The 25,651-nt window shown below is 64.5% G+C and carries 24 protein-coding genes, 1 tRNA gene and 1 pseudogene; 9 read left to right on the forward strand and 17 right to left on the reverse strand.

Annotated features, from left to right (window positions below; all coding sequences use genetic code 11):
- Positions 1-123: 123 nt before the first annotated feature.
- The 3 genes from QCM77_RS05945 to QCM77_RS05955 are packed head-to-tail and all read right to left on the reverse strand — an operon-like array spanning position 124 to position 3,160.
- Positions 124-1,155 (reverse strand): L-idonate 5-dehydrogenase, encoded by a 1,032-nt coding sequence (locus QCM77_RS05945; protein WP_279682395.1) that lies wholly within the window; start codon positions 1,153-1,155, stop codon positions 124-126.
- Positions 1,156-1,181: 26 nt separating this feature from the next.
- Positions 1,182-1,949 (reverse strand): SDR family oxidoreductase, encoded by a 768-nt coding sequence (locus QCM77_RS05950; RefSeq protein ID WP_279682397.1) that lies wholly within the window; start codon positions 1,947-1,949, stop codon positions 1,182-1,184.
- An 11-nt stretch (positions 1,950-1,960) separates the two neighbouring features.
- Complete coding sequence (locus QCM77_RS05955; RefSeq protein ID WP_279662275.1) at positions 1,961-3,160, reverse strand: mandelate racemase/muconate lactonizing enzyme family protein; 1,200 nt, start codon at positions 3,158-3,160, stop codon at positions 1,961-1,963.
- Positions 3,161-3,338: 178 nt separating this feature from the next.
- Here QCM77_RS05955 and QCM77_RS05960 point away from each other — a divergent pair, with 178 nt between their 5' ends.
- Together QCM77_RS05960 and QCM77_RS05965 are read left to right on the forward strand one after the other, a co-directional pair.
- The gene (locus QCM77_RS05960) at positions 3,339-4,103 is read left to right on the forward strand and encodes a GntR family transcriptional regulator (protein ID WP_279682399.1); all 765 of its coding nucleotides are present in this window, start codon (positions 3,339-3,341) and stop codon (positions 4,101-4,103) included.
- Between the two features lie 25 nt (positions 4,104-4,128).
- Positions 4,129-5,493: an MFS transporter gene (locus tag QCM77_RS05965; RefSeq protein ID WP_279682400.1), complete on the forward strand. Its 1,365-nt coding sequence runs from the start codon at positions 4,129-4,131 to the stop codon at positions 5,491-5,493.
- Positions 5,494-5,587: 94 nt separating this feature from the next.
- Here QCM77_RS05965 and QCM77_RS05970 read toward each other — a convergent pair whose 3' ends face one another.
- The 4 genes from QCM77_RS05970 to QCM77_RS05985 all read right to left on the reverse strand — a co-directional run bounded on the left by QCM77_RS05970 (position 5,588) and on the right by QCM77_RS05985 (position 11,346).
- Positions 5,588-6,838 carry an arsenic transporter gene (locus QCM77_RS05970; RefSeq protein WP_279682401.1) on the reverse strand — a complete coding sequence of 417 codons (1,251 nt, stop codon included), beginning with the start codon at positions 6,836-6,838 and terminating at the stop codon, positions 5,588-5,590.
- Positions 6,839-6,863: 25 nt separating this feature from the next.
- Positions 6,864-8,147: an MFS transporter gene (locus QCM77_RS05975; RefSeq protein WP_279682404.1), complete on the reverse strand. Its 1,284-nt coding sequence runs from the start codon at positions 8,145-8,147 to the stop codon at positions 6,864-6,866.
- 80 nt (positions 8,148-8,227) lie between these two features.
- Complete coding sequence (locus QCM77_RS05980) at positions 8,228-8,668, reverse strand: EamA family transporter (protein ID WP_279662279.1); 441 nt, start codon at positions 8,666-8,668, stop codon at positions 8,228-8,230.
- 203 nt (positions 8,669-8,871) lie between these two features.
- Complete coding sequence (locus tag QCM77_RS05985) at positions 8,872-11,346, reverse strand: PAS domain S-box protein (RefSeq protein WP_279682406.1); 2,475 nt, start codon at positions 11,344-11,346, stop codon at positions 8,872-8,874.
- Between the two features lie 213 nt (positions 11,347-11,559).
- On the opposite strand from QCM77_RS05985, the gene QCM77_RS05990 reads away from it, so the two are divergent.
- From QCM77_RS05990 to QCM77_RS06005, 4 genes are all read left to right on the forward strand, one after another.
- Entirely contained in the window at positions 11,560-12,642 is a 1,083-nt protein-coding gene (locus QCM77_RS05990; RefSeq protein ID WP_279682408.1) for a zinc-binding metallopeptidase family protein, read from the forward strand.
- A 172-nt stretch (positions 12,643-12,814) separates the two neighbouring features.
- Positions 12,815-14,830 (forward strand): acetyl-CoA carboxylase biotin carboxylase subunit, encoded by a 2,016-nt coding sequence (locus QCM77_RS05995; RefSeq protein ID WP_279682410.1) that lies wholly within the window; start codon positions 12,815-12,817, stop codon positions 14,828-14,830.
- Between the two features lie 63 nt (positions 14,831-14,893).
- Positions 14,894-15,760 carry an isocitrate lyase/PEP mutase family protein gene (locus QCM77_RS06000; RefSeq protein WP_279662283.1) on the forward strand — a complete coding sequence of 289 codons (867 nt, stop codon included), beginning with the start codon at positions 14,894-14,896 and terminating at the stop codon, positions 15,758-15,760.
- Positions 15,757-16,056: an acylphosphatase gene (locus tag QCM77_RS06005; protein WP_279662284.1), complete on the forward strand. Its 300-nt coding sequence runs from the start codon at positions 15,757-15,759 to the stop codon at positions 16,054-16,056. Before QCM77_RS06000 ends, QCM77_RS06005 begins: the two co-directional genes overlap by 4 nt.
- Before the next feature lie 39 nt (positions 16,057-16,095).
- Here the strand turns inward: QCM77_RS06005 and QCM77_RS06010 are convergent, their stop codons facing one another.
- From QCM77_RS06010 to QCM77_RS06035, 6 genes are all read right to left on the reverse strand, one after another.
- Positions 16,096-17,616, reverse strand: coding sequence for a PAS domain-containing hybrid sensor histidine kinase/response regulator family protein (locus QCM77_RS06010; protein WP_279662285.1), 1,521 nt, complete (start codon positions 17,614-17,616; stop codon positions 16,096-16,098).
- Between the two features lie 154 nt (positions 17,617-17,770).
- Positions 17,771-18,781 carry an acyltransferase family protein gene (locus QCM77_RS06015; RefSeq protein WP_279682411.1) on the reverse strand — a complete coding sequence of 337 codons (1,011 nt, stop codon included), beginning with the start codon at positions 18,779-18,781 and terminating at the stop codon, positions 17,771-17,773.
- Positions 18,782-18,918: 137 nt separating this feature from the next.
- Positions 18,919-19,998 carry an acyltransferase family protein gene (locus QCM77_RS06020; RefSeq protein ID WP_279682413.1) on the reverse strand — a complete coding sequence of 360 codons (1,080 nt, stop codon included), beginning with the start codon at positions 19,996-19,998 and terminating at the stop codon, positions 18,919-18,921.
- Entirely contained in the window at positions 19,995-21,020 is a 1,026-nt protein-coding gene (locus QCM77_RS06025) for a hypothetical protein (RefSeq protein ID WP_279682414.1), read from the reverse strand. The genes QCM77_RS06020 and QCM77_RS06025 overlap by 4 nt, the downstream gene beginning before the upstream one ends.
- A gap of 33 nt (positions 21,021-21,053) precedes the next feature.
- A complete protein-coding gene (locus QCM77_RS06030) occupies positions 21,054-21,176 on the reverse strand; it encodes a hypothetical protein (protein ID WP_279662289.1) in 123 nt (40 codons plus the stop codon).
- Between the two features lie 195 nt (positions 21,177-21,371).
- A complete protein-coding gene (locus QCM77_RS06035; RefSeq protein WP_279682416.1) occupies positions 21,372-22,226 on the reverse strand; it encodes a LysR family transcriptional regulator in 855 nt (284 codons plus the stop codon).
- Positions 22,227-22,338: 112 nt separating this feature from the next.
- On the opposite strand from QCM77_RS06035, the gene QCM77_RS06040 reads away from it, so the two are divergent.
- Positions 22,339-22,761 (forward strand): tautomerase family protein, encoded by a 423-nt coding sequence (locus QCM77_RS06040; RefSeq protein ID WP_279682418.1) that lies wholly within the window; start codon positions 22,339-22,341, stop codon positions 22,759-22,761.
- A 58-nt stretch (positions 22,762-22,819) separates the two neighbouring features.
- On the opposite strand, the gene QCM77_RS06045 is transcribed toward QCM77_RS06040, so the two are convergent.
- Together QCM77_RS06045 and lipB are read right to left on the reverse strand one after the other, a co-directional pair.
- Entirely contained in the window at positions 22,820-23,533 is a 714-nt protein-coding gene (locus tag QCM77_RS06045; protein ID WP_279682571.1) for a DNA helicase, read from the reverse strand.
- A 198-nt stretch (positions 23,534-23,731) separates the two neighbouring features.
- Positions 23,732-24,469 (reverse strand): lipoyl(octanoyl) transferase LipB, encoded by a 738-nt coding sequence (gene lipB / locus QCM77_RS06050; RefSeq protein WP_279662293.1) that lies wholly within the window; start codon positions 24,467-24,469, stop codon positions 23,732-23,734.
- Between the two features lie 81 nt (positions 24,470-24,550).
- Here lipB and QCM77_RS06055 point away from each other — a divergent pair, with 81 nt between their 5' ends.
- Positions 24,551-24,793: a FliM/FliN family flagellar motor switch protein gene (locus tag QCM77_RS06055; RefSeq protein ID WP_011088012.1), complete on the forward strand. Its 243-nt coding sequence runs from the start codon at positions 24,551-24,553 to the stop codon at positions 24,791-24,793.
- A 177-nt stretch (positions 24,794-24,970) separates the two neighbouring features.
- A tRNA-Leu gene (locus tag QCM77_RS06060) sits at positions 24,971-25,055 on the forward strand.
- Between the two features lie 26 nt (positions 25,056-25,081).
- Here the strand turns inward: QCM77_RS06060 and QCM77_RS06065 are convergent.
- The gene (locus tag QCM77_RS06065) at positions 25,082-25,441 is read right to left on the reverse strand and encodes a hypothetical protein (protein ID WP_279682419.1); all 360 of its coding nucleotides are present in this window, start codon (positions 25,439-25,441) and stop codon (positions 25,082-25,084) included.
- A 28-nt stretch (positions 25,442-25,469) separates the two neighbouring features.
- Positions 25,470-25,643 (reverse strand): annotated as a pseudogene (locus tag QCM77_RS06070) (transketolase family protein); the annotation flags it as partial.
- Between the last annotated feature and the right edge of the window lie 8 nt (positions 25,644-25,651).

Below are 25,651 nucleotides of genomic sequence, written 5' to 3' on the forward strand. Positions count from 1 at the left end.
CAAACAAAGCGGCTGCATCTTCGCCCACTGGGCGTCCGTCAAAACGAATCGCTGCATCCAAAACTCCTTTCGGAGCTTGAATCACGGACGTTCCAATCTGTGAATCCTGAATCTCAACAGACCCTAGAACGTCAACTGCACCTTCATCGACTGCGAGCGGTCGCTGGCGAGCTCGAACGCTGCGACCGCGTTCTCGAACGGCATGGTCGCCGTGATCAGCGGCTTCACGTCGATCAGGCCTTCGCCCATCAGCCGCACCGCAAGCTCGAACTCGGGATCGAAGCGGAAGGTGCCGCGCAGCTGCAATTCCTTGGCGACGATGGAATTGATCGGCAGCGTCATCTCGCCGCCGAGGCCGAGCTGCACCAATGTAGCGCCGGGCCGCAGCACGTCGAGCGCGGTGCGCAGCGCGGCCTGGTTGCCCGAGGCTTCGAACAGCGTGTCGAACACACCTTTGCCGGTGCGCCAGGGATCGAGCGCCGTGGCGTCGGCCGCGACATTGATGGCGTGAGTGGCGCCGAGCTTCCTGGCGACCGCAAGCGGCGCCTCCGCGACATCGGTGACCACGATCTCGGCCGCGCCGCCGAAGCGTGAGACCAGAATCATCAGCGCGCCGATCGGGCCGCAGCCGGTGATGAGCACGCGCTTGCCGAGAAGGGGGCCGGCCTGCTTGCCGGCATGCAGGCATACCGCCAGCGGCTCGGCGACGGCGGCTTCGGCCAATGACAGCCTGTCGGCGATCGGAACGGCCTGCGCCGCATCGACCGTGATGAATTCGCGAAAACCGCCCTGCACATGGGGAAAGCGCATCGCGCTGCCGAGGAAGCGCATGTCGAGGCACTGGTTGCGCATGCCTTCCTGGCAATGCAGGCACTGACCGCACGGCTTGCTCGGATTGACCGCGACGCGGGTGCCCGGCTTCACGTTGGCGACGCCGTCACCGACGGCGGCGACCACGCCGGCGATCTCGTGCCCCAGCGCCATCGGCTGCTGGATCCGCACGACGCCGAAGCCGCCATGATGATAGTAGTGCAGATCGGACCCGCAGATGCCGCCGTTCGCGATCTTGACGCGGACTTCACCCAGACCGGGCGCTGCATCCGGATAGAGGTCGATCCGCAAATCTTTCGGGGCGTGAATGACGACGGCGCGCATGGCCTGTTCCTTTAGCGTTTCGCGGGTCACATCGCGGCGATCATGCCGCCATCGACATAGATGATCTGGCCGTTGACATAGGTCGACGCATCGGACGCCAGGAAGATCGCAGCGCCCACCAGCTCGTCCGGCCTGCCCCAGCGCTTGGAGGGAACGCGGCCCATCAGCCAGTTGTTGAAGTCGGTGTTGTTGACCAGCGCCTCGTTCATGTCGGTCAGCATGTAGCCGGGGCCGATCGCGTTGGCCTGGATGCCATGCTGCGCCCATTCCACCGCCATCGAGCGGGTCAGGTTCTTGATGCCGCCCTTGGCGGCGGTGTAGGGCGCAATCGTGGGACGCGCGAGCTCGCTGCCGAGCGAGCCGATATTGATGATCTTGCCCTGCTTGCGCGGGATCATGCGCTTGGCCGCCTCGCGGCCGATCACGAAGGCGCTGGTGAGGTTGGTCTCGATCACCTTGCGCCACTCGTCGGTGGTGAACTCCACCAGCGGCTTGCGGTGCTGGATGCCGGCATTGTTGACGACAATGTCGACCGCCAGGCCTTGCCTGTCGAAATTCTCGAAGGCCGCGACGATCGCGGGCTCATCGGTGACGTTGAACGCGGCGCCTTCGGCCTGATGGCCGGCGGCGCGAAACTCGGCGACGGCCTGTTCGACACGCTTCGGATCGACGCCGTTGATGATCAGCTTGGCGCCGGCCTTGGCCATGCCCTCGGCAATGGCGCGGCCGAGGCCGCGGGAGGAGCCGGTCACGAGCGCGGTGCGGCCGGAAAGGTCGAAGAGGGCGGTGCTCATCTCAAATATCCCTAGACGTTGGAGCGGCGCACGGTCAGATCGGAGCGGTCGAATACGGCGGGCAGAAGGTCGACGCCGAGGCCGGGGCCTTCCATCGGATAGACATAACCGTCCTTGATCGTGGGCATGGTGGTGACGAGTTCATTGTACCAGCCCTTGTAGAAGGCGCGCACCGATTCCTGGATCAGCGTGTTGGGCTGGCTGAACGACATGTGGATGGCGGCGATGAAGCCGATCGGGCCGATGCAGTCGTGCGGTGCGAAGGGCCGGTGATAGGTCTCGGCCATCGCCGCGATCTTGCGACCCTCGGTGAGGCCGCCGGTCCAGCACAGATCCGCCATCACCACATGCATGGCATCGCGGTCGAGCATGTCCTTGTAGGGAAAGCGCGAGCCGAGCGTTTCGCTGGCGCAGACCCAGACGTCGGTGCAGCGGGCGTATTCGGCGAGTGCCTGCGGCGAGTTCATCCGGATCGGGTCTTCGTACCAGGTCGGCTTGTAGGGCTCGAGCGCGCGCGCGATCTGTTTTGCGGTCGGCAGGTTCCAGAGCGAATGAAGCTCGACCATGATCTCCATCTTGTCGCCGACGGCCTTGCGAATTTTTTCGAACGGCTCGATCGCCTGCTTCATCTGCGCGGCGGTGATGTAGAGACCCTTGTTCTCCTGTGCCGCCGGATCGAACGGCCAGATCTTCATGGCGGAGATGCCGCTCTCCAGCAGGTTTTCGGCGAGCGCATCGGCGTGGTTCATGAAGCCGTCGAGGTCTTCGTAGGGCCCCTTGGAACCACCGAGATTCCAATTCGCGACCGGGCTGATATTGGTCGAGCGGACATATTGGGTGCCGGCGCAGGTGTTGTAGATGCGCTGCTTGTCGCGGCAGAGACCGCCGAGCATCTGGTGCACCGGCTGATTGCAGACCTTGCCGAACAGGTCCCACAGCGCGATGTCGATCGCCGAGGCTGCGCGATACTCGACGCCGGTGGACGACTGCGCCATCGGCAGGTTGAGCATGTCGCGATGGATCGCCTCGATGTGCAGCGGATTGCGGCCGAGCAGGCGGCCGGCAAAGGTGTCGTGGATCTGCGCCTCGACGGCGCCGGCGCCGTAGAAGGTTTCGCCGAGACCGATCATGCCCGTGTCGGTGTGGACGCGCACCCAGATGACGTTGGAGAATTCTTCGGTGCGCAGCGTCTCGATCGACGTGATCTTCACAGCAATTGTCCTCCCATCGCAGGCGCGCAGCGCCGTCTTGTTGTCATTGCGCACCGCAACATGGTGCGGGCAAGCGCGAGTCTTACGCCTGCTTGTAATATATCACAACATGTTTTAGGGATATCACCAACAAGGCACCGTCCTGCAACGACGGCGCGGGCTGAGGGGAGAGCACAACATGGCAAGGCACAAGCGCGCGCTCGATGTGGTGAGGAACGACGACGGCGAGGGCAAGCCCTCCCGGCGCAACCGCCTCAACTTCTTCGAGCTGGCCTATCAGAGGATCGAAGAGCTGCTCGTCCATTGCGAGCTCAAGCCCGGCCAGTTCATGACGATGCTGGAATTGCAGCACATCACCGGCTTCGGCCGCACGCCGGTTCATCACGCCGTCAATCGTCTCTCCGCCGATACATTGATCATCATCCGTCCGCGCCACGGTCTGCGCATTGCGCCGATCGATCTGGCGCGCGAGCGCATGCTGCTGGCGTTGCGCCGCGACATGGAGCGCTTCGTGATCCGGCTCGCGGCCGATCGCGCCAGCCTCTCGCACCGCAATCAGGCGCTGCACATCGAACGCCTTTTGCGCGAGCGCCGCGCCAGTCTGACCCTCGACGAGTTCAACAATATCGACCGCCGCATCGACGCGCTGGTGCTGGAGGCGGCAGGCGAACCGTTTCTCGTGCACACGCTGCGGCCGTTGCACACGCTGTATCGACGCATCGGCTACATCCACCACCGGTTCATGCCGGGACAGGCCGAACTGTCAGGCACGATCGATCATCACCTCGCGATTCTCACCGCGGTCGCCAGCCGCCGCGTCGAGGAGGCGGTGAAGGCGAGCGATGCACTGATCGACTACATGGGCGAGATGTTCACCGGCATGGAGGTGGGGATCGACCCGCGCCTGCTCGATTGCAGCATCGAGCCGCTGCTCGGCACGTAGAAGAGTTTTCAGGAGAGGACCAGATATGTCAACGATGGCGATGCCACAACCGACCGCGAGCGAAGCCGCGGTCCGCTACCTCATCACCAACTACAGTCCCAAGGGCAACAAGGTCGGCTGGCTGATGATGGCCTCGATCCTGGTCGAGGCCTGGGACCTCTATTCGATCGCCTTCGTGCTGATCTTCATCAAGGAGCAGTTCAATCCCGATCCGCTGATGCTGGGCCTGGCCGCCGCCGGTACGCAGGGCGGCGCCCTGATCGGCGCGCTGCTCGGCGGCTGGCTCTCGGACAAGATCGGCCGCCGCATCATGTTCCTGGCCACGATGGTGCTATTCATCGTGCTCGCGCTGGCGCAGGCCTTCGTGCCCAATGTGTTCTGGCTCGTCGTGATCCGCTTCCTGCTCGGCATTCCGCTCGGTTCGGACATCTCGACCGGCTACACCTACATCATGGAATCCATGGCCAAGGGTGAGCGCGAGGTTATGGGCAACCGCTGGCAGTTCATGTTCGCGGTCGGTGAAGTCCTCACCATCGGCGTCATCGTCATCTTCCTACTGCTCGACATTCACCACGAGACGCTGTGGCGAGTGACGCTCGGCCTCGGTGCGGTGCCGGCGCTGATCATCCTGATCATGCGGCACGACGTGCCGGAGACGGCGGTGTGGCTGGTGCAGAAGGGACGCTACCGCGAGGCCAAGCAGGTCGCGCGCGAGATGTTCAACGACGATCTCGCCATGCTGCCGGACCACGACGTGGAGATGCCGAAGGTCTCCACCCGCGCGTTCCTCGCCGACCTCAAGAAGGATCCGATCCGCTGGCGTGCCACGATCTACGGCTGGATCGCCTGCTTCGCGCAAGCCAGCGAATTCTCGACCTTCGCGTTCTATCTGCCGGTACTCTTTGTCATGGTCGGCGTGTCGAGCGTGCTCGGCATCAATCTGGTGACGATGGCGCTATTCTCCTTCGCCGCCGTGTCGGGCTGGGTCGGTCCGCTGCTGACGCCGAAGATCGGCCACCGCGGCATCTCGATCGCGGGCTTCTCGATCGTGCTGGTCTCGTTGCTGGTCGCGGCCTTCGCGCTCTACACCGACAACAAGATCCTGCTGCCGTTCGCGGCCGCCGCGATGCTGTGGGGCCATTATTGGGACGCGTCGAACTGCATGACGATCCCGACCATGGTCGCCAAGCCGAAATATCGCGGCACCGCCAGCGGCTTCGCCTACATGTTCGTGAAGTTGCCGTCGTTCCTGGCGATCTTCCTGTTCCCGACGGTGTTCGCTGCGATCGGGCAGGCCAATGCCACGCTGATGGTCGCGATCTTCCCGCTGATCGGATTGCTCGCCGCGATCTTCATCCTGCCGGAAGTCTACGGCTACGAGAACGACTGAGGGCAAAGCGCGATGATTTCATCGCGCTTCAGCCTTTTGTTTTAAGCATGATCTTGTCGGAAAAACCGCTGCACACTTTTCCGGATCATGCTTGTTACCTGATCGCGGCAGCCAATGCCGCGATCAGGGCCGGCGGCGTCACCAGCATGCCGAGCTTGAGGAATGGCCAGGCGCCGACTTCGATCTTCTCCCGCCGCAGCGCCACCAGCCACAGGATGGTGGCGAGCGAACCGGTCACCGACAGATTGGGCCCGAGATCGACGCCGATCAGGATGGCGCTGACGACCGGCGCGGGCAAATGATCGCTGGCGGCGACCGAGCCTGCGACAAGGCCGACGGGAAGATTGTTGGCGACGTTATCGGCGATCGCGGTGGCGATGCCGACGCTCCAGGCCGCCTTCGTCACGGATTGCCCGACAGCTTCATGCAGCAGCGCGCTGAGCTGCCCGATCACGCCGGTCTTGATCAACGCTTCCACCATGACGAAAAGCCCGCCGACCAGCGGCAGCACACTCCAGGAGATGCCGCGCAGCACGGGCAGCGGCGATTGCCGGCTGATCAGCAGCACGATCGCGGCTGTCACCACGCCGCAGACGAAGGTCGGCAGGCCCAATTGCTTGTCCAGCGCCGAGGCCGTGACCAGCACGACGCCGATCGCCACGATGCCTATTGCCGTCAGCTTGCCGCCGCGGCCGAGCTTTGGATGCGGCACGCTGCGCGCGATCGTCTCTTCCTTCAGGGCGCGGTGCTGGGTCAGGCGCAGCACGATGTAGGTCAGCAGGATGGAGGCCGCCGAGGGTAGGGCGAACAGGCGCAGCCATTCGGTCAGCTCAGGCATGTGGGCCCCGAACACGACGAGATTGGCCGGGTTGGAGATCGGCAGCACGAAGCTTGCGGCGTTGGCGATGAAGGCGCAGACGAACAGATAAGGCAGCGGCTTGGCGCCGGCCGCGCGCGTCGCGGCATAGACGGCGGGCGTCAGCACGATCGCGGTGGCGTCGTTCGAGAGCAGGACGGTGACGAGCGTGCCGACGATGTAGATCAGCAGGAATAGCCGTTGTGGCGAGCCGCCGGCATATTCCACGGCGAGCGCTGCGAGGTAGTCGAACAGGCCTTCCAGCCGTGCCAGCTCGGCGATCAGCATCATGCCGATCAGGAAGAGATAGACATCGACGCCTTTCCCGATGCCCGTCAACGCATCCCGCCACGGCAGCAAGCCGAGCAGCACCAGCGCGCTGGCGCCGAGGACGGCCCACACTGCTTCCGGCAGGCGAAAGGGCCGCATGATGACGCCTGCGGTCGCGGCGACGATGATGCTCCAGGCCAGGATGGCGTCAGACGGCACGGTCAGTCCTCGAAATGGAAAGGCTTCATTCGGCAGCGATAGCGGAAGCCACCGCCGCTGTCTTCCCCTGCGGGCGCGGACCGCCATCTGTGATTTGCCGCGTCTCGGGAAGGGCGACAAAGCAGACGACGGCGCCGATTGCGGCCACCACGCCGAGCGTGATGAACGCCGCATTGTAACCCGCGCCAACCACGACGAAACCGGCGAGCGTCGTCGACAGCGCCGCGCCAATGCTCTGGGCAGTGATGACCGCGCCTTGCGCGACGTTGAAGCGGCCGGTGTTGCGCATGAGATCGGCGACGATGACGGGGAAGATCGCGCCAAAAATGCCGGCGCCGACGCCGTCGAGCAGCTGCACGCCGACCAGCCAGAACGGATTGTCGGAGAGCGTATAGAGGGCCCCCCGAAGCGGCAGGATCAGGAGCGCGGCAAGGAAGAAGCGCTTGTAGCCCCAGCGGTCGGCCTTAGCGCCCACCAACATCGCGAACGGGACCATGACCAATTGCGCCGCCACGATGCAGGCCGACATCAGGCTGGTGCCCATGTTCTTGTCTTGCAGGGCGAGCTTTTGCCCGACCAGCGGCAGCATCGCGGCGTTGGAGAGATGAAAGAGCAGGACACAGATCGCGAAGACGAGCAGGGGACGACAGGTCAGGAGTACGCTGAGACCGGAGGCATGTTCGGGCTGCTCGTTCGCGTCGGCGTCGTGGAGCCCGCGGGCGAGATCGTGGTCGATGACGCTGGCTGGGATCGCAAGGATGCTGACGAGGCTTGCGACGGCCATGGCGCCGAGAAGGTAGAACACGACAGTCGGGCCGAACCAATAGGCGGAGAGACCCGCGAGCCCGGCTGCGACCGCATTGCCGGCGTGATTAAACGTCTCGTTGCGGCCGATCCGCCAGGTGAAGGCGGCATGGCCGAAGATGCCGAGCGAGACGGCGGCGATCGCAGGCGGAAACACCACGGCGGCGGCCTGCGCGATGCCTTGCGAGATCGCGACCGGCAGGAAGCCTGGCAACAGCGGCAGCGACAGCGAAGCTGATGTCACCATGATGGCGGCGATGACCATGACCAGCCGCTTGGCCCGCGTGGCGTCGACCAGCGCGCCGGCCGGCGTCTGCGCCACGATGCCGGCGATCGTCGCAATCGACATCACGAGGCCGATGCGCGCCTCGTCCCACCGTCGCTCGGTGAGGAGATAGACGGCGAGATAGGGGCCGAGCCCGTCGCGGACGTCGGCGAGAAAGAAATTGGCCGCATCGAGCCCGCGCCCGGCACGCCTTGCCTGATCGGGGTTTTGGCTCGACATCGGTCTCTCGATCGAGGCTCAAATTCGCCCCGGCAGCAACCCTCATGATGCCGGTCTGGTTCCGCGGATTGGAGGGCTCCTCAAAACTTCACGGCCAGCAGCACTGCGCCGGCGCCGATCATGGCGATGCCGACCCAGCCTTGGGCCGTCGGCCGCTCGCCGAGAAAGGCGAATGCGAACAGGGCAACGAGCACGACGCTGAGCTTGTCGATCGGCGCCACCAGCGTGGCGGGGCCGAGCTTCAGCGCGCGGAAATAACAAAGCCAGGACGCACCGGTCGCAAGTCCCGACAGCACCAGGAACAGCCAGGTCTTCGACGAGACTTCTGACGGCATGGCGAATTGCCCGGTGAAGAATAGCAGCACCGAGAAGGCGAGCAGCACCACGATGGTGCGGATGAACGTCGCTTGATCCGGATTGATGTTCTCGACGCCGACCTTGGCGAAGATCGCAGTCAGCGCCGCAAAGCAGGCGGAGAGCAGCGCCCAGGCTTGCCAGGTGGAGAGGAGGACGGGTTTCATGGAGTGGATATCCGGTGCGCTACGCTTCAATCGTCGTCATGTGGGCAACTGCATCCTAACACTCCGCCGTCTTCCCGGCGAAGGCCGGGACCCATAACCACGAAAAGGTGTTTGGCGAAGAACGACATTGCGTGTGCCACAAGAGAGATCACGCGGTATGGGTCCCGGCCTGCGCCGGGACGACATTGTATTGTGGCTAGCACTCACCGCGTCACCGACAGCTTTGCCGTGATCGCCTTGCGCAGAATGCGCGACAGCGATTCCACCGAATACGGCTTCTGGATCAGCTCGAAACCGCGATGGGCGTTCTCGGCGAGAACGTTGCTGTAACCGGAGGTGAGCACGACGGGCAGGCCCGGATAGCGCTCGCGGATGATGCCGGCGAGCTCGACGCCGTTCATGCCGGGCATGATAACGTCGGAGAAGACGAGGTCGACGGCGAACTCGTTCTCGCCGAGGATGGCGAGCGCCGCATTGGCGTTGGCGACGCGCTGGACGACATAGCCGAGATCCTCCAGCAGCTCGGTGGAGAAGCGCCCGACCTCGTTATCGTCTTCCACCACGAGCACGCGATAGCCGCGCCCGGTGGCCGCGGCCTCATAGGTCAGCGCCGCGGCTTCCTGGTCCGTCGCGGGGCTTTGCGCCTGCGGCAGATAGATGGTGAAGGTCGCGCCTTCGCCATGCGTGCTCGTCACGGCGATGTCGCCCTCGGACTGCTTTGCGAAGCCGAAGGCCTGGCTCAGGCCGAGGCCGGTGCCCTTGCCGACCTCCTTGGTGGTGAAGAACGGCTCGAAGATCGCCTCGATATTTTCCGGCGCGATGCCGCTGCCGGTGTCGGCGACCGAGATCGCGACATAGTCGCCGCGGCGCGCCAATTGCGCGCGCAGGTTAGGGATACACTGAACTTTCCGGACCGCGATGGTGAGGCGGCCTTCGCCGTCCATGGCGTCGCGGGCGTTGATGGCGAGGTTGATCAACGCGGTCTCGAATTGCGCGATATCGGCGACCGTGAAGCAATCGGCATCATGAACCTCCACCGCGATCTCGATGCGGCCGACCAGCGGCCGGACCAGTTGCGCGACGCCCTCGACCTGGCTGCCGACGTTGAATATCTGCGGTTTCAGCGGCTGCCGGCGCGCAAATGCCAGCAGCTGTGCGGTCAGCTTGGAAGCACGCTCGACGGTGTCGGAGATGGCGTCGACATAGCGGCGGCGGCGCTCCTCCGGCAGCTCGCGGCGGCGCAGGAAATCGGTGGCCGAGCGGATGATGGTGAGCAGATTGTTGAAGTCGTGCGCGACACCGCCGGTGAGCTGGCCGATCGCCTCCATCTTCTGCGATTGCCGCAGCGCTTCCTCGCCACGGCGGCGCTCGGTGATGTCCACCGCCTCGGGCACCGCGCCGGTGATATTGCCGTGGCGATCGAGCACCGGGCGCATGCCGAACTCGAAATCGCGCTCGCCGATGGGAAGGCGCAGGCGCATCTCCAGCCGCACCGCTTCGCCTTTGAGCACGGTATCGAAGGCCTCGCGCACAATTGCGCTCATGCCATGGGTGCCGGTGAACCAGGGCGTCTCCCACAGCGGCTTGCCGATCACGTCCTCAGAGCGCGTTTTGATGCCGTCGAGCGCAGTGTTGTTGGCGTAGAGCAGCTCGCCCCTGAGGTCGACGAGGCCCTGATACTGGTTGCTGGTCTCCAGGATCGTGCGCAGCCGTGCCTCGTTGGATTCGAGCTCGGCGGTGCGCTCGACGATGCGTTCTTCCAGCGTTTCGTTGAGCTGCCGGAGCTCGATCTCGGCCTGCTTGGCCGCGGTGATGTCGTGGGCGACGCCGATGAAGCCGATGTGCTTGCCGGTCGGGTCCCACCGCGGCTGCGATTCCGAACGCAGCCAGCGCCATTCGCCGCTGGCGTTCTTGTAGCGGGCTTCCAGCACGAACGGTTTGAGCGATGCTTCACCCTGGACCGACTGCTGCAGCACATGCGGCAGGTCGTCCGGATGCAGCACCTTGCGCCAGTCGAAAGCAATCGCCTGGTCGTAGGGCAGGCCGACGAAATCGACATAGGCCTGGTTGGCGAAGGACCGTGTGCGGTCGAGTTTCGTGACCCAGATCGGCACCGGCGCGCTGTCGGCGATCAGCCGGAAACGCTCCTCGCTCTCGCGCAGAGTCTCGCGCGCGAGCGCCTGGGCGGTGATGTCGATATGGGCGCCGACCAGGCGAATGGCGCGGCCGTTCTTGTCGCGCTCGATCTTGGCGACGACGCGGATCCAGCGGGTCTCGCCGTCGTTGGGACGGACGATGCGGTATTCGGCGGTGTAGTCCTCGCTGGTGCCGAACAGCGCATCGAAGAAGTGCTTCACCGCAGCGTCGCGGTCGTCGGGATGGACGCGATTGACCCAGTCCTCGTGCGACTCGTCGGCGGCTTCCGCCGGCAGGCCGTGGAGCATCAGATATTCAGGCGAACGGCGGTTCTTGAAGCCTTCGCGGAAGTCGACCTCGAGCCCGCCGACCTTGCCGATGCGCTGGATGCGCGCGAGCTCGGCCTCGCGCTCCTGGAGCGAGCGATAGGCATTGTCGCGCTCGCGCGCGATTTCTTCGAGGTGCTGGCGCAGCCTTTCGGCGGCAATGGTCTCGGGCAAAGGATCGTTCAAGGCGTCGGCCGTTGTGATGCGAGAGCGCACGTGCCGGACCGATAATCACACAGACAAAGCGTGATGGCCATCGCTCAAAAGGGAATATGGAAGGAAAGGCGCCACCGAATGCAGTGCGGCGGGTATGAACGAACGCTGGCTCTGGCTATTTGTTCCGAACCTTGGAACGATGAGCCCTCGCGCGCGTATCTGCGAGGCGCCGCAACTTTGATTGACAAAACTCCCTTTCCGAAGAGGCTAATCTTGAAGCTCTTTGTCTGCCAGGCCTGCGGCAACGTCCTCTATTTCGAGAACCGCGCCTGCGAACGCTGCGGCCATCGCGTCGCCTTCCTGCCGGAGAAGGAGACGATGTCGGCGATCGAGCCCGACGGGGAGGCTCAAGGTGGGACTTGGAGGACGCTGGCCAGCAAGGGCGAAAGTCGCATGCTGTGCAACAATGCCGAGCACGATTCCTGCAACTGGCTGACGGATGCAGGTGATAGCACCGGCTATTGCCGCGCCTGCCGCCACAATGGCATCGTGCCTGATCTGTCCGATCCGGTTCAGCTCGCAGGCTGGCGCGAGCTGGAGGTGGCGAAGCACCGGCTGTTCTATTCCCTGATCCGCTGGAAGCTGCCGCTCCAGACCCGGCAGGACAATCCCGAACATGGCCTGATCTTCAATTTCCTCGCCGACGATCCGCAGAGCGGGCAGAAGGTCCTGACCGGCCACGACAACGGCCTGATCACGATCGCCCTGACCGAGACTGACGAGATCGAGCGCGAGCGGCGCAGGCTGGAGATGGGCGAGCCCTATCGGACGCTGCTTGGGCATTTCCGCCACGAGGTCGGGCACTATTTCTGGGACGTGCTGGTGCACGACGGCGGCAAGCTTGAAGAATGCCGCGCCGTGTTCGGCGACGATTCCGCCGATTACGGCCAGGCCCTGCAGCGCCATTATGCCGAGGGCGCCCCGCCGGACTGGCAGCAGAACTTCGTCTCGGCCTACGCGACCACGCATCCCTGGGAGGATTTCGCCGAGACCTGGGCGCACTATCTGCACATCGTCGACACCCTGGAGATGGCTGGCGAGTTCGGCATGGAGGTGCGTCCCAAGGTCGATCGCGACGGGGAGTTGACGACGCGCATCCGCTTCAACCCCTATGAGGCGAGGGACGTCGAGGCGATCGTCAACGCATGGCTGCCCTTCACCTTCGCCATGAACAGCGTCAACCGCGCCATGGGCATGCGCGACCTCTATCCCTTCATCCTGTCGCCGGCCGTTGTCGCCAAACTCGGCTTCATTCACGGCTTGCTCCGGAACGCGGCCAAGGCCGGGAAGCCGTAGGCCGTCCGGGGCTTGCCTGGCCCGTTTCGGTCTTGCGCTGGTACGCCAGAGGGGCCGGATTTAGACCGTTGCCTCCGGCCGATTTTGATGTACCACGGGAGCCACACGGCCCATCCCACAGGTCCCAACGGCCAGGGAAGGGTCCCGCCCAAGGTCGAGCCTCAAGAAAAGCATGTTCAAACGCATTCTGATCGCCAATCGCGGCGAAATCGCCTGCCGGATCATCAAGACCGCTCGCCGCATGGGAATTCAAACGGTCGCGGTCTATTCCGAGGCCGACCGCGACGCCCTCCATGTCGAGATGGCCGACGAGGCCGTGCTGATCGGCCCGCCCGCAGCCGCCGAGAGCTATCTGGTGATCGAGAAGATCGTGGAGGCCTGCCGCAAGACGGGCGCCGAGGCCGTGCATCCCGGTTACGGCTTCCTGTCCGAGCGCGAGGCGTTTCCGCGCGCGCTGGAGGCGGCCGGCATCGTCTTCATCGGCCCGAACCCGGGCGCGATCGCGGCGATGGGCGACAAGATCGAATCCAAGAAGGCCGCGGCGAAGGCCAAGGTCTCGACCGTGCCGGGCTATCTCGGCGTCATCGAGGACGGCAGACACGCGGTCAAGATCGCCGACGAGATCGGTTATCCCGTGATGATCAAGGCCTCTGCCGGCGGCGGCGGCAAAGGCATGCGCATCGCACATTCGACAGCCGAGGTCGCCGAGGGCTTCAATCTCGCCAAGGCCGAGGCCAAGGCTTCGTTCGGCGACGACCGTGTCTTCGTCGAGAAGTTCATCGTCGACCCCCGCCACATCGAGATCCAGCTGCTGGGCGACAAGCACGGCAACGTGATCTATCTCGGCGAGCGCGAATGCTCGATCCAGCGCCGCAACCAGAAGGTAATCGAGGAAGCGCCGTCGCCGCTGCTCGACGAAGCCACCCGCCGCAAGATGGGCGAGCAGGCGGTCGCACTCGCCAAGGCCGTGAATTACGACTCTGCCGGCACCGTCGAATTCGTCGCGGGGCAGGACAAGAGCTTCTACTTCCTTGAGATGAACACGCGCCTCCAGGTCGAGCATCCCGTCACCGAGCTCGTCACCGGCGTCGACCTCGTCGAGCAGATGCTCCGCGTCGCCGCCGGCGAGAAGCTCGCCATCACGCAGAAGGACGTCACGCTGACGGGCTGGGCAGTGGAGTCGCGTCTCTACGCCGAAGACCCGTTCCGCAACTTCCTGCCCTCGATCGGTCGTCTGGTGAAATACCGCCCGCCGGCGGAAGCGAGCCAGGACGGCATCACCGTGCGCAACGACACCGGCGTGCAAGAGGGCGGCGAGATCTCAATCCACTACGATCCGATGATCGCCAAGCTCGTCACCCACGCGCCGTCGCGCGCGGCCGCGATCGAGGCGCAGGCCACCGCGCTGGACTCGTTCTATGTCGACGGTATCCGCCACAACATCCCGTTCCTGTCGGCGCTGATGCATCATCCGCGCTGGCGCGAAGGCCGGCTCTCCACCGGCTTCATCGCCGAGGAATTCCCCAAGGGCTTTGCCGTGCGCGTGCCGGAAGGCGAGGTCGCACGGCGGCTTGCCGCGGTCGGCGCCGCCATCGATCACGTGCTCGGCGAGCGCAAGCGGCAGATCTCGGGCCAGATGGGCGGCCGCGTCGTGCAGCGCGAGCGGCGCCGTGCGGTCTGGCTTGAGCGCCAGGAGATTCAGCTGGAGGTCGCGCGCGAGGGCGATGCGGTCGCCGTGCGTTTCGTCGATGCCGACGGCAAGGCCGGCAATGCACATCTGTTGCAGTCGCCGTGGAAGCCGGGCGATCCGGTCTGGCAGGGCACCATCGACGGGCAATTCGTCGCGGTGCAGGTGCGCCCGATCGCGAACGGCATCCGCCTCGCGCATCAGGGCGTCGAGGTGCCGGTCTATGTCTGGACCGAAGCGGAAGCAGCCTCGGCGCGGCTGATGCCGGTGACCACGGCTGCCGACACCGGCAAGAAGCTGCTCTGTCCGATGCCCGGTCTCGTGGTCTCGATCGTGGTGACCGAAGGGCAGGAGGTCAAGGCGGGCGAGACGCTCGCTGTGGTCGAAGCCATGAAGATGCAGAACGTGCTCCGCGCCGAGCAGGACGGCACCGTGAAGAAGATCCACGCCAGCGCCGGCGCGACGCTCGCGGTGGACGCACTGATCTTGGAATTTGCGTAGGGTGTGAGGGGGCTCTCAGCGGACCCCGCGAACTTCGTCATTGCGAGCAGTTGAGAGGGCATCATGGCCTTTCGTTCCCGCCGCGAAAAACTGCGATCGATCCTGTCGGGCGGGACTTGCGTCCATCCCGGCTCGGTCTACGACGCCATCTCGATCCGCATCGCCGAGGATCTCGGTTTCCCGCTTGGCATGTTCGGCGGCTCGGTGGCCTCGCTCGCGGTGCTCGGCGACCCCGACATCACGCTGATCACGCTCACCGAGCTTGCCGAGCAGATGCGGCGGATGTCGCGTGCGGCAACACTTCCGGTTCTGGTCGATGCCGATCACGGCTATGGCAATGCGCTCAACGTGGGCCGCACGGTGCAGGAGCTGGAGACGGCGGGCGCCGCCGGCCTCACCATCGAGGACACCCTGCTGCCGGCCGGCTTCGGCGAAGCAGGGACGCAGCTGATCTCGCTGGAGGAGGGCGTCGGCAAGATGAAGGCCGCGCTTGGCGGCCGCAGCGATCCCTCGCTCGTCATCATGGGTCGCACCGGTGCGGCCTCGATCACCTCGATCGAGGATGCGATCCGCCGCGCCAGGGCCTATGAAGCCACCGGCGTCGATGCGCTGTTCTTCACCGGCATCAAGTCGCGCGCCGAGCTCAAGGCGGTCGCATCCGCCACGCGCCTGCCGATCGTGCTCGGCGGTGCGCCGGACGAACTGAACGCGACCGACTACCTAGCCGGCCACCGCGTGCGCATTGCGCTTCAGGGTCACGCGCCGATCGCGGCCGCAACGCAGGCCGTCTACGAGACGCAGAAGGCGCTGCGCGACGGCACGGCGCCGAAGAATCTCAAAGGCCTGCCATCGTCCGACTTGACTGCCCGCGTCACGCGCGAGGCCGACGTCAAGGCGCGTAGCGCCGATCTCCTCGGACTGAAGAAATGAGCCGGGCGATCCTCCAGGTCATGATCCGCGGCCGCGTGCAGGGCGTCGGCTATCGCGCCTGGGTCGAGTATCAGGCGACGACGTGCGGTCTCGAAGGCTGGGTCCGCAACCGCCGCGACGGCAGCGTCGAAGCGCTGTTCGCGGGATCGCCGAAGCACGTCGCCGACATGGTCGCGCTGTGCCGCCACGGCCCGCCGTCCGCGCGCGTGGACAGCGTCACCAGCGAAACGGCCGATGTCGATGAGCTGAACCTGCGCGGGGCAGGGGAGGCGTTTTCGGTGTTGCCGACGGTGTGAGAGCCAGGCCTCTTGCCGGGCGGGGCAAGAGGTCAAGAATTACCGCGGCAGCTTGGCGATCGCTTCGCTCAATTCGTGGATCTCGTAGGGCTTGCGCAGGATCGGAAAGTCGCCGCGCACGCCGGCGGCGACGTCGCTGTAGCCGGTGGCGAGCAGGATCGGCAGGCCGGGGCGGATCTGGCGGAGATGATGGGCAAGGCTGAGCCCGTCCATCTTGCCGGGCATGACGATGTCCGAGAACACGAAGTCGACGCCGTTCTTCTCGATCTCGCGCAAGGCGGCTTCGGCGTCCGCGACCCGGCGCACGTGATAGCCGAGCTGCTCCAGAAGACCGATGCTGACGGCGGCGACGTCCGGATTGTCCTCGACCAGCAGCACCGTGCCGCTGCCGTGGAACGCCGGTTCTCCCGCCGCCTCGCGCGATGGCGCATCTCCTCCGCGTGGCAGGAGGATGGTGAACCTCGTGCCCTTGCCGAGCACGCTCGCGACCCGCACCGTGCCGCCGGCCTGATGGGCAAAGCCGTGCACCTGGGAGAGGCCGAGGCCGGTGCCCTTGCCGATCGGCTTGGTCGTGAAGAACGGCTCGAAGATCTTGTCGAGAACGTCGGAGGGAATGCCGAGCCCGGTATCGGTGATGTCGATCGCGACGAAATCGCCGGCGAGGAGCGCCTCGTCGAGCACGAGATTGCGCGCAGAGATCGTCACCGTACCCCCGTCGGGCATCGCGTCGCGGGCATTGATGACGAGGTTGAGCAGCGCGGTCTCGAGCTCGGAGACGTCGGTCTTGATCGGCCAGACGTCGCGGCTGACGTCGAAGGCCAGGCGCACGGAGCTGCCGACGCCGGCATCGAGCACCTCGCGGATCGCCGCGATGCGGTCGGCGAAGTCGATCGCCTGCGGATTGACGCTCTGCCGCCGTGCGAAGGTGAGGAGCTGGTTGGTCAGCGCCGCGCCGCGTTTGGTGGCGGTCTCGATGGCCGAGATCGCGCGCTGAAGCTTGGCCTCGTCGTCGGCCCCTCTCTTTAGCATGTGGAGGCTGCCGCTGATGATCATCAGGAGATTGTTGAAGTCGTGGGCGACCCCGCCGGTGAGCTGGCCGAGCGCATCGAACTTCTGGGATTCGGCGAGCTGCTTGTGCATCGCCTCGAGCTTGATCTGGGTATTGCGGCGCTCGGTGATGTCGCGCGTGATCTTGGCGAAGCCGACCAGCTGGCCGTCCTCGTAGATCGGATCGATCATGACGCTCGCCCAGAAGAAGGTGCCGTCCTTGCGGACCCGCCAGCCTTCCTCCTCGTAGCGGCCCTTTTCCCGCGCGATTCCGAGCGCACGGGCGGGCTTGCCGTTGGCGCGGTCGGCCTCGGTGTAGAAGCGGGAAAAATGCTGGCCGAGGATCTCCCTGGGCGAATAGCCCTTGATGCGCTCGCCGCCGATGTTCCAGCTGGTGATGATCCCGGTGGGATCGAGCATGTAGAGGGCGTAGTCCGCAACCCCATCAACCAACAGGCGGAAACTGCGTTCGCTCTCGAACAAGTCTCGCTGCTGACTGAACTTCTCGACCATTCCGGCACCCTGCCTCGACGGGAGCAAACGTCGCAGGTAGCAGATGGTTCCCCGAACCTGGAACCATTTTAGGCAAATATCGCGGCCGGTATGCACGTTACTGCAGGCGAGAACGAGGCAATCAACTTCACGGCGCAGACCGCCGGCGGCGCCATCACGGTTCTTGCGCCAACGGTTTACCGAAGGCTGGCGGCGGCTGCTTCCGCCGCCGGCCGAGCCTGATCAATGGGCGCTCGAACAGCACCCATGACAGTCCGGCCATGAGGATGACGAGGCCGATCGTCAGCCAGCGGTAGGCTTCGCCGAGATCGCGTGCGGGGGTGTAGGTGAAGGCATACCAGGTCGCAAGGTTCATGATCGGCCAGTGGATCAGGTAAACGCCATAGGAGATGTTGCCGAGTGTCAGCAGAGGACGAGGGACCGCCGGGAGGACCGCAAGACCCGCGACGACGAGGCCGCAGGCCAGAGGCGTCATCTCGGACACCGCCAGTCGCCCTCCGGCGAGATAGGCGCCTACGCCGCAGGCGATCATGATGATCGACAGTGGCCAGTGTTGTCGGGTGCGGCCTATGGCGATCCAAGCGGCGATGCCCGCGCCGAAATCGAGGTAGTGACCGCCGATGAACCGCGCGATCCACGGCGATTCCGGGGCAAGCCAGTTGCCGACGAGACCTGACGCCACGCAGTAGGCGAGGAGCAGGAAGCGGCCGCCGATCGGCAGCAAGACCACGGCGACCAGGTAGAAGGCAACTTCCAGCTCCAGCGTCCATCCAACCGAATTGATGGGCGCGTGCTGCGGCAAGATCAGCAGCGAGCGCAGGATCCGCAGCGGCTCGATGTCGGCCGCAGAGCCGGCGATGCGGTAGGAGAACATGACCAGCATCGCGACCGTGACGAGGGCGTTGAGCGGATAGATGCGTAGCGCTCGTCGCAGCGCGAAGTCGCCGCGGGTAAAGCCGGGCCGCTCGGCGACGAGGCAGATAATGAATCCTGAGATGGCGAAAAACAGGTCAACTCCGGTCGCGCCATAAGTCGCCAGCCATGACCACGTGTGGAGCGAAGCCGGGTCGAAATAGCCGAGCGCCACATAAGAGTGGAAGTAAAGAACGGAGAGAGCGGCAACGGCACGGCCGGCCTGGATGCCCGGCAATTGATCCTTGTCCATGCGTCCGGCGTATCACGCGGCTCGCAATATCCGCAATTAAAAAGAGAGTGATTAATTAAGCTCAATTTTTGATAGATGCTCTCGTGACGGGTTATGTTTCTCCGCGCGATCCAAGCACGAAGGGTTGACGGGCAGCATCACGGTCGTGGCATCGTCGGTCGACTGGCCGAAGGGTGCGCCGTCGGCTGGCCCGGTTCGGAATACCGCGGGCGTGCAGCAAGGATGGGCGCCTCGATCGCAACCGACATCAGTGTGGCGATCAGCACGGTAATGGCCAGAAAAGCGGCGAGTTTCAGTGGCCACGGTGCGTCGAGCCCGGAAATCGCGGTGAGTGCGATGACGTGGAACAGGTAGACGGAATAGGATATGCGCCCGAGAAACAGCCCGAGGCGGGCCAGGTGGCCCTGCAGATCGAGTGTCAGGAATGCGGCAATCGCGCTGGCGCCGAGTGCGGCGCTGTAGAACGGAAAAGCAGCCTCAATGAGGGGGTCTGATCCTGCTTTGGCGAGGGTCCATGTGAGGACAAGGGTGATGACGCTTGCGGCCGCCAGCGTGCACCAGGCGAAGAGCGGCTGCGGGCGAAGACGCATCAGGGTGAGATGCAGCAGGAAGCCATAGCCGATCGCGTCCATACGGAACGCGACGACGCGACGGATATCGTTCCCCCAATGTTCGGTTGCGGGCGCTATTGTCCTGGCGATGGTGACTGCAACGATAAAGGCCGTGCCGATGATCCAGGGCCGACTTCGGCCGGCTGGAAGCATCGGTGCGAGGCCGAGGCAGGCGAGTGGAAACAGCAAATAGAACCACTCCTCGACCGCCAGGCTCCAAGCGATCGGAAAATAGTCCTGCGTGTTGGCTTGGACGGCGACGTTTTGCAGATAGAACACGTAGCGCAGGAAATCCACTGTCATCAGCTGGCGCGCGAGGATGGATGCGGCTACCAGCGCGACCAAATAGGGCGGGATTGTTCGCATCCAGCGCCGGAACCAGAATGTTGCGAGGCTGGCGACGCTCGGTCGTTCGATCAAATAGGTCATGATCTGCGGCGCCAACACATAACCGCTGAGCACGAAGAATATCTCGACGCCCAGGATCGAGATCGTCTCTGCGGCGGCCGGTGCGATCTGCGCGGTCATCAGGAAGTGCGGGATGGCGACCGACAGGGCCGCGAGGCCGCGCAGCAGGTCGAGCGACGCGATGCGCGCGGCGGTCACGACGTGAAGCCGCAGGTGCGCAGCCCGCGCATGGCGGCTTCGGCGATCGCCGCGTTGCCCGCTGCGGTGAAGTGGCCGCTGTCCGTCGTGGCTGCAGCGGGCGTCAGGCGCCGCAGCTCGTCGGTTGGATCGATAACGCAGGGCACCGGCTGTGTTTGTTCGAGCCTGCGGCGGAAATCCGCATATTGCTCGCCGGCGTCGAGGCTGGCTGTTGGTTGCGGAATCAGGATCACCGCCAGGTGCGAATGGCGTTCACGCGTGGTCGCCGCGATCTCGCTGACTATCCGGGCAGCGATCTGCCGCAACTGCTCGCCTTCTGGGGTCTCGGCATTTGGGCCGAGCTCATTGAAGGGACGGGGGCCGCGCAGCTTGCGATGGATGGCGCGGACAACCGAAAGCGAGAACGGAAAGCGCATCGCTGTCCAGTCTCGCGACGGCATATCGCTGGTGATATTGGCGAGGATGTCGTCGACATCGGGGGCGGGCCGCGGAATCGTCGTCAATCCGTTCGCAGCCAGCGCGAAGCGGGGTTTCGTCAACCGGACGCGCGGCCTGCCGTTGTCGAGGTCGACAAACGCCCATGACGAAGCGCCGCCGGCCATGATCATGGGCGGCGCAATGGCGACAATGGTAATGGGCTGGTTGGTCGGTGCCGCACGGAGTCGGATAAGCGTCTGGTCGAGGCCGTAGCCATCCGTACCGTAATTCTGCACCTGGCATCCGAGGCTGACGGAGAGGCGGTGGGGCCATGTGTCGGCATCGGCGACGTCGTCGCCGAAAGTGAAAGAGCCGCCCCATGCGCCGCCGCAGACCGCCGGCGAGGTCGGAGGATGCGGCCTCGGAACGTAGGCGTTGCCTATTGGCCATCCGGCCTGTGAGCCGCGGCGCTCCGTCTCGAGATTGGCTGCTATGGCGTCACGGAGGCGACTGACGTCGTAGAGCCGGTATGGATTGCCACGGCTCATGGAGAGCGTGCCGAAGCTCCAGAACATGACCTCGATCGCTGCGAGGGTCGCGGCCAACTTAATTGCTGAACGAAGACTGAAGTGCATTGATCAGAAGTTTTGGTATCGGAACTTGGACGAGAGCGTCGGATCGGACAGCACCAGCAGGACAGCGAGCACGGCGATCAGCGCCAGCAAAGCGAGGAAAGACTTGTTCTTGAACAGCTTTTTCATTCGGGCTCATACGCTATGCGCCACACGCGATGCGAGCAATTGAATAGTTGCTCGTGTTGTTAGCCTCAATGTCTAATTGAATCAATCCCAGCGGGCAGTTCCGCGACTTCTCCGCAATGCACCCCGAGGTGCTTGTCAGCGGCCTGCGATCGGCTGGTACGGCCTGTGGGCCGACTATGTGCTGGCGACGCGGCGTCAGACCGTCGCCGCGCTCCGAAACGTCGCGGCCACCGCGCGCAGCGCCGCCAGCTTGACGGGGTCGCTGACCTTCGAATGGAGCATCACCTTCGAGCTTCCGAGTTTTGGGAGCTTGTGCGCTGGCCCGACGTCGACCAGCCCGGGAGGCGCGATCCGCCGCGCCAGCGGCGCAATCGCAAGTCCGGCAAGCGCGGCTGCGACCACCGCCGTGACGCCGCCGCCGACGAAACGCTCGCGCCAGGCGATGCCGGCCTTGTCGAGCGCGCGAACGGCGATGGCGCGGACGCCGCAGGGCGGGGCAAGCGTTGCGAGCGGCAGCGGCTGGCCGTGCGGTAGGGCGAAGCGTCTCGATGCGAACCAGCCGAATTCGTCCTCGGTGAGTTTTTCGCCGCCGCGGCGGCTGCCTTCCTGGCGCACGATCACCGCATCGAGCCGCCCCGCATCATAGGCCTCCTGCATCTCGCGCGAAAAGCCGATGGTGACGGCGAGCGTGAGGTTTGAGGAAATCGCGTGCAGGCGTTCCAGCAGCGGCACCAACTCGGGGCCTGCGGCGTGATCGGAGATGCCGAGCGAAAGCAACTGTGCGGCGGATGCATCGCCCGACAGTGCGCGGTCATGTGCCGCGATCAGTGCGCGGGCGCGATCGCGGAACGTCGCGCCGTCGGCCGTGAGCCGGACCGCGCGCGGCGAGCGCTCGACCAGGCGCTTTCCGAGCAGCGTTTCCAGCCGTTGCAGCTTGAGACTGACCGCCGCCTGTGTGGTGCCGAGCGCCTCGGCGGTGCGGGTAAAGCTCTGGAGGTCGGCGACCAGCAGGAAAGCCTGGACGGTGGCGATGTCGAGCGTTGCTGTCATTACGATATCTTATCACTGGTATCAATAAAGATAAGATACCAAAATGGCGAGGGCAGGTCTAGCTTCTCGCCAACGCCGCGCAAGACCTGCGCGACATCATGAGGAGAACGACATGCCGCTGATCACCGTATCCTATACCACCTCGCGCCAGTCGCCTTCGCTGAAGGCCGATATCGCGACCGCCGTGTCGGAGCTCACCGCAAAAATCCTGCACAAGGACCCCGGGGTCACCGCCATCATCGTGAAACCGGTCGACGCGGGCGACTGGTTCGCCGGCGGCAAGTCGCTCGCGGAGCAGAAGCTCGCGAGCTACTGGATCGACATCCACGTCAGCGAAGGCACCAACACCAAGGACGAGAAGGCCGCCTATCTCGCCACGATGTTCAAGCGCATGGCCGGGATCCTGGGCCCGCTGCATCCCGAGACCTATCTGCACGTCGACGAGGTCAAGGGCGACGCCTACGGCTTTGGCGGCCTGACCCAGGAGCGTCGCTACATCGCCGGCAAGCTCGAGGTTTCGCTGGAGAAGGCGTGAGGACGGAGGCCGCGGGTGAACAATCGCACCCGCGGCCTGAACCGGTTGCGAGGAATCGTCAGCTCGCTATTCGGAACTGAACTTCGGAATTGTTCAGGAAACAGGTCTTGTCGAACAGCTTGAGGTCGAGCGGGTTCGGCAGCCTGACATCGTCGAGATCAGGGCAGGGCTTGATCGAAGGATCATAGGAACGGTCGATCTGCGAGATAAAGACGACGATCAATCCCTTGTCACGCGCGAATGATTTCAACGCGCGCACCTGAACGGTGAGATCGGGATTTTCCCGCCGCTGGTCGAGCAGTTGCAGATAGTCGATCACCACGACTGTGCCGCGCGGTGCTGCGGCCATCTGCTTGACGACGTAATCGGCACTGATGGCGTCGGAGCAATCGACCTCGAAGAGTTTTTCGAATTGCGCCGGGTCCACGCCGATCACCCGAAAGCGATCCTGAACGTCTTTCTCGGTGTATTCGAGCGAGAAGAACGCGGCGCGGTGGCCCGACCGCATCGCCTCCACGGCAAGTTCGAGGCTCATCAGGGTCTTGCCCTGGCCGGGGCGTGCGCCGACCAGCACCAGGTCGCCCGGTTGGAATTGCGGGAAAAGCCTGCTGGCCGGCGTCGCTGCGGCAGCTTTCGCCGCGAGCATGCTCCAGGCGGAAAACCCTTCCGTCGCGGCGATGCGGTCAAGCGCATCGTGCAACGGAATGCCTTCCTCGCGGGACAGGCGCTTCGCGTTGCGCTTCAGATGATAGATGGGTGCAGACAGCTTCATCGTGAGAACCTCCCATTGCGAGCATGATCGCAATCCCTCCTTATGCCTGGCGCTCGAACAGTCGGTCCGATGGTCACTTCGCCCGGCATGACATCTACTTTCCCGGCGGAGGGGGGAGGCGTGGGCGACACCGGAACCAAGTGTAACCGATTCCACGCATACGGAGAACGCGGGCAGCGCGTCTCCAACAGGAAAGTGTCAGGCGACGGCTTCCGGCAGCAGCGCCCGGGTCGGCCCGAACAGCTCCTCGAAGGCCTGCCGGAGCGCGACGTCGACATCGGCCATGGTCACGAGCTGGCCGAGATCGACCAGCGAGGTGACGCCGTAGCGGGGATCGGCGACGCCGCAGGGCACGATGCCGGCGAAATGCGAAAGCTCCGGGTCGACATTGATGGCGATGCCGTGGAACGAGACCCAGCGCTTCAGCCGGACGCCGATCGCCGCGATCTTGTCCTCGTGCTCGGGTCCCTTGTCGGGCCGCTTGACCCAGACGCCGACCCGGTCCTCGCGCCGCTCGCCGCGGACGTTGAAGGCGCCGAGCGTGCGCAGGATCAATTCCTCCAGGCTCGCGACATAGGCCCGCACGTCCGGCCGGCGGCGCTTGAGGTCGAGCATGATATAGGCCACCCGCTGGCCGGGCCCGTGATAGGTGAGCTGCCCGCCGCGCCCGGTGGCAAAGGTCGGGAATCGCGCATCGAGCAGGTCGGTGGCCTTGCCCGAGGTGCCGGAGGTGTAGAGCGGGGGATGTTCGAGCAGCCAGACCAGCTCCGGGGCTTCACCGGCCGCAATCGCCGCGACGCGCGCCTCCATGTCGGCCACGGCCTCCGGATAGGGCACGGGCGCGTCCGAAATCCGCCACTCCACGGGTTCGCCGTCTGCGGCGGAAAACGACGCCAAATCGAGGTCTTGGCGGTGGTTTTTAGGTGAATTAACCATTGGCTAACCATAACCGGGTGATGATCCCAGGCGCAAATGCCAAGTTCTTTGGTCTAAGTCCCAAGTTGCGGTGGTGCTGAAGTGCCTACTCTCGACAAAGTCACCGTGGATCTCATGGTCGTCCTCGGGACGACCACCATGCCGATCCATCAAGTATTACGTCTTTCCCGCGGCGCCATCATCGAGCTGGACGCAACCGAGGCCGACGAGGTCAAGGTTCTGGCCAATAATCTGCCGGTCGCCTCCGGCGTCGTCCTGGTCGATCGCAACCGGATCGCGGTCGAGGTCAAGCAGATGCTGCCGCGCACCCCCGGCACGCGGTAGCGGCCCGGCCACGCGGTAGCGGCCTGGGCACCCCGTAAAGCAGCCGGGAAGGACGAAATTTTCTTCCCAAGCTTGTGGGATTAAGGGCCTTTGCAGGCTTGTACCCCCCTGATGGATTTGTTAGATCGGCGCCGTTGATCCGGTCGGCCTTCAGGTCTCAAGCCGGCATCCCCAAAAGCGCTCGTGGCGGAATTGGTAGACGCGCTGCCTTGAGGTGGCAGTGAGTAAAATCGTGGGGGTTCGAGTCCCTCCGAGCGCACCATAAACCCACATTTCACATTGAAGTCATTAGACTTTTTTCCGGAAGTGACCCGGGAAAGTTACCACTTCGTTCGCGCGCGGTGTTCGCACGTTGTCCGCCTCGGGCACAAAACCGTCGCGTAACTGGCCCTGATCGAACGTAACGATCTTTTCCATCCCACTCAGGCCAAGCTTCTCTCGATTCGCCTGAGCGATGTAATGCGCGGGCATTTTTGGGTTGGTCCAGCCAAACATAGCCATCGTCTGGCTCTCGGCGCAGTCGGCGTAAGCAGCAACCTCGGCTCGGGTCTGCCACACGCCATGACAGCTCTTCTGGCCGCAGGTGAGGGGCCCGAAACGGTGGGCATCTCCAAGCCGCGGGAACGTGTAGTGCAGGATGTCGAACATCAGCCGCGCCCCAGTACCAAGGGGCCACGGTGCAAAGGACGAGGTGGGCAGGTCGCGAATACTGCGCCATGCGGATCAAGTCATAGGCGCGCGTGAGGAAGCACGCAAACGTCGACGCATAGGGGACGTGACCCGCCGCAGCAAGGCCAAGCGCGACACCGATCATATTCTGCTCGGCGATAAAGCTCTCGAACAAACGATCCGGATAAT

Origin of the sequence: Bradyrhizobium nivariense (assembly GCF_029846695.2) — a bacterium.
In the GTDB taxonomy this organism is placed as follows: Bacteria; Pseudomonadota; Alphaproteobacteria; order Rhizobiales; family Xanthobacteraceae; genus Bradyrhizobium.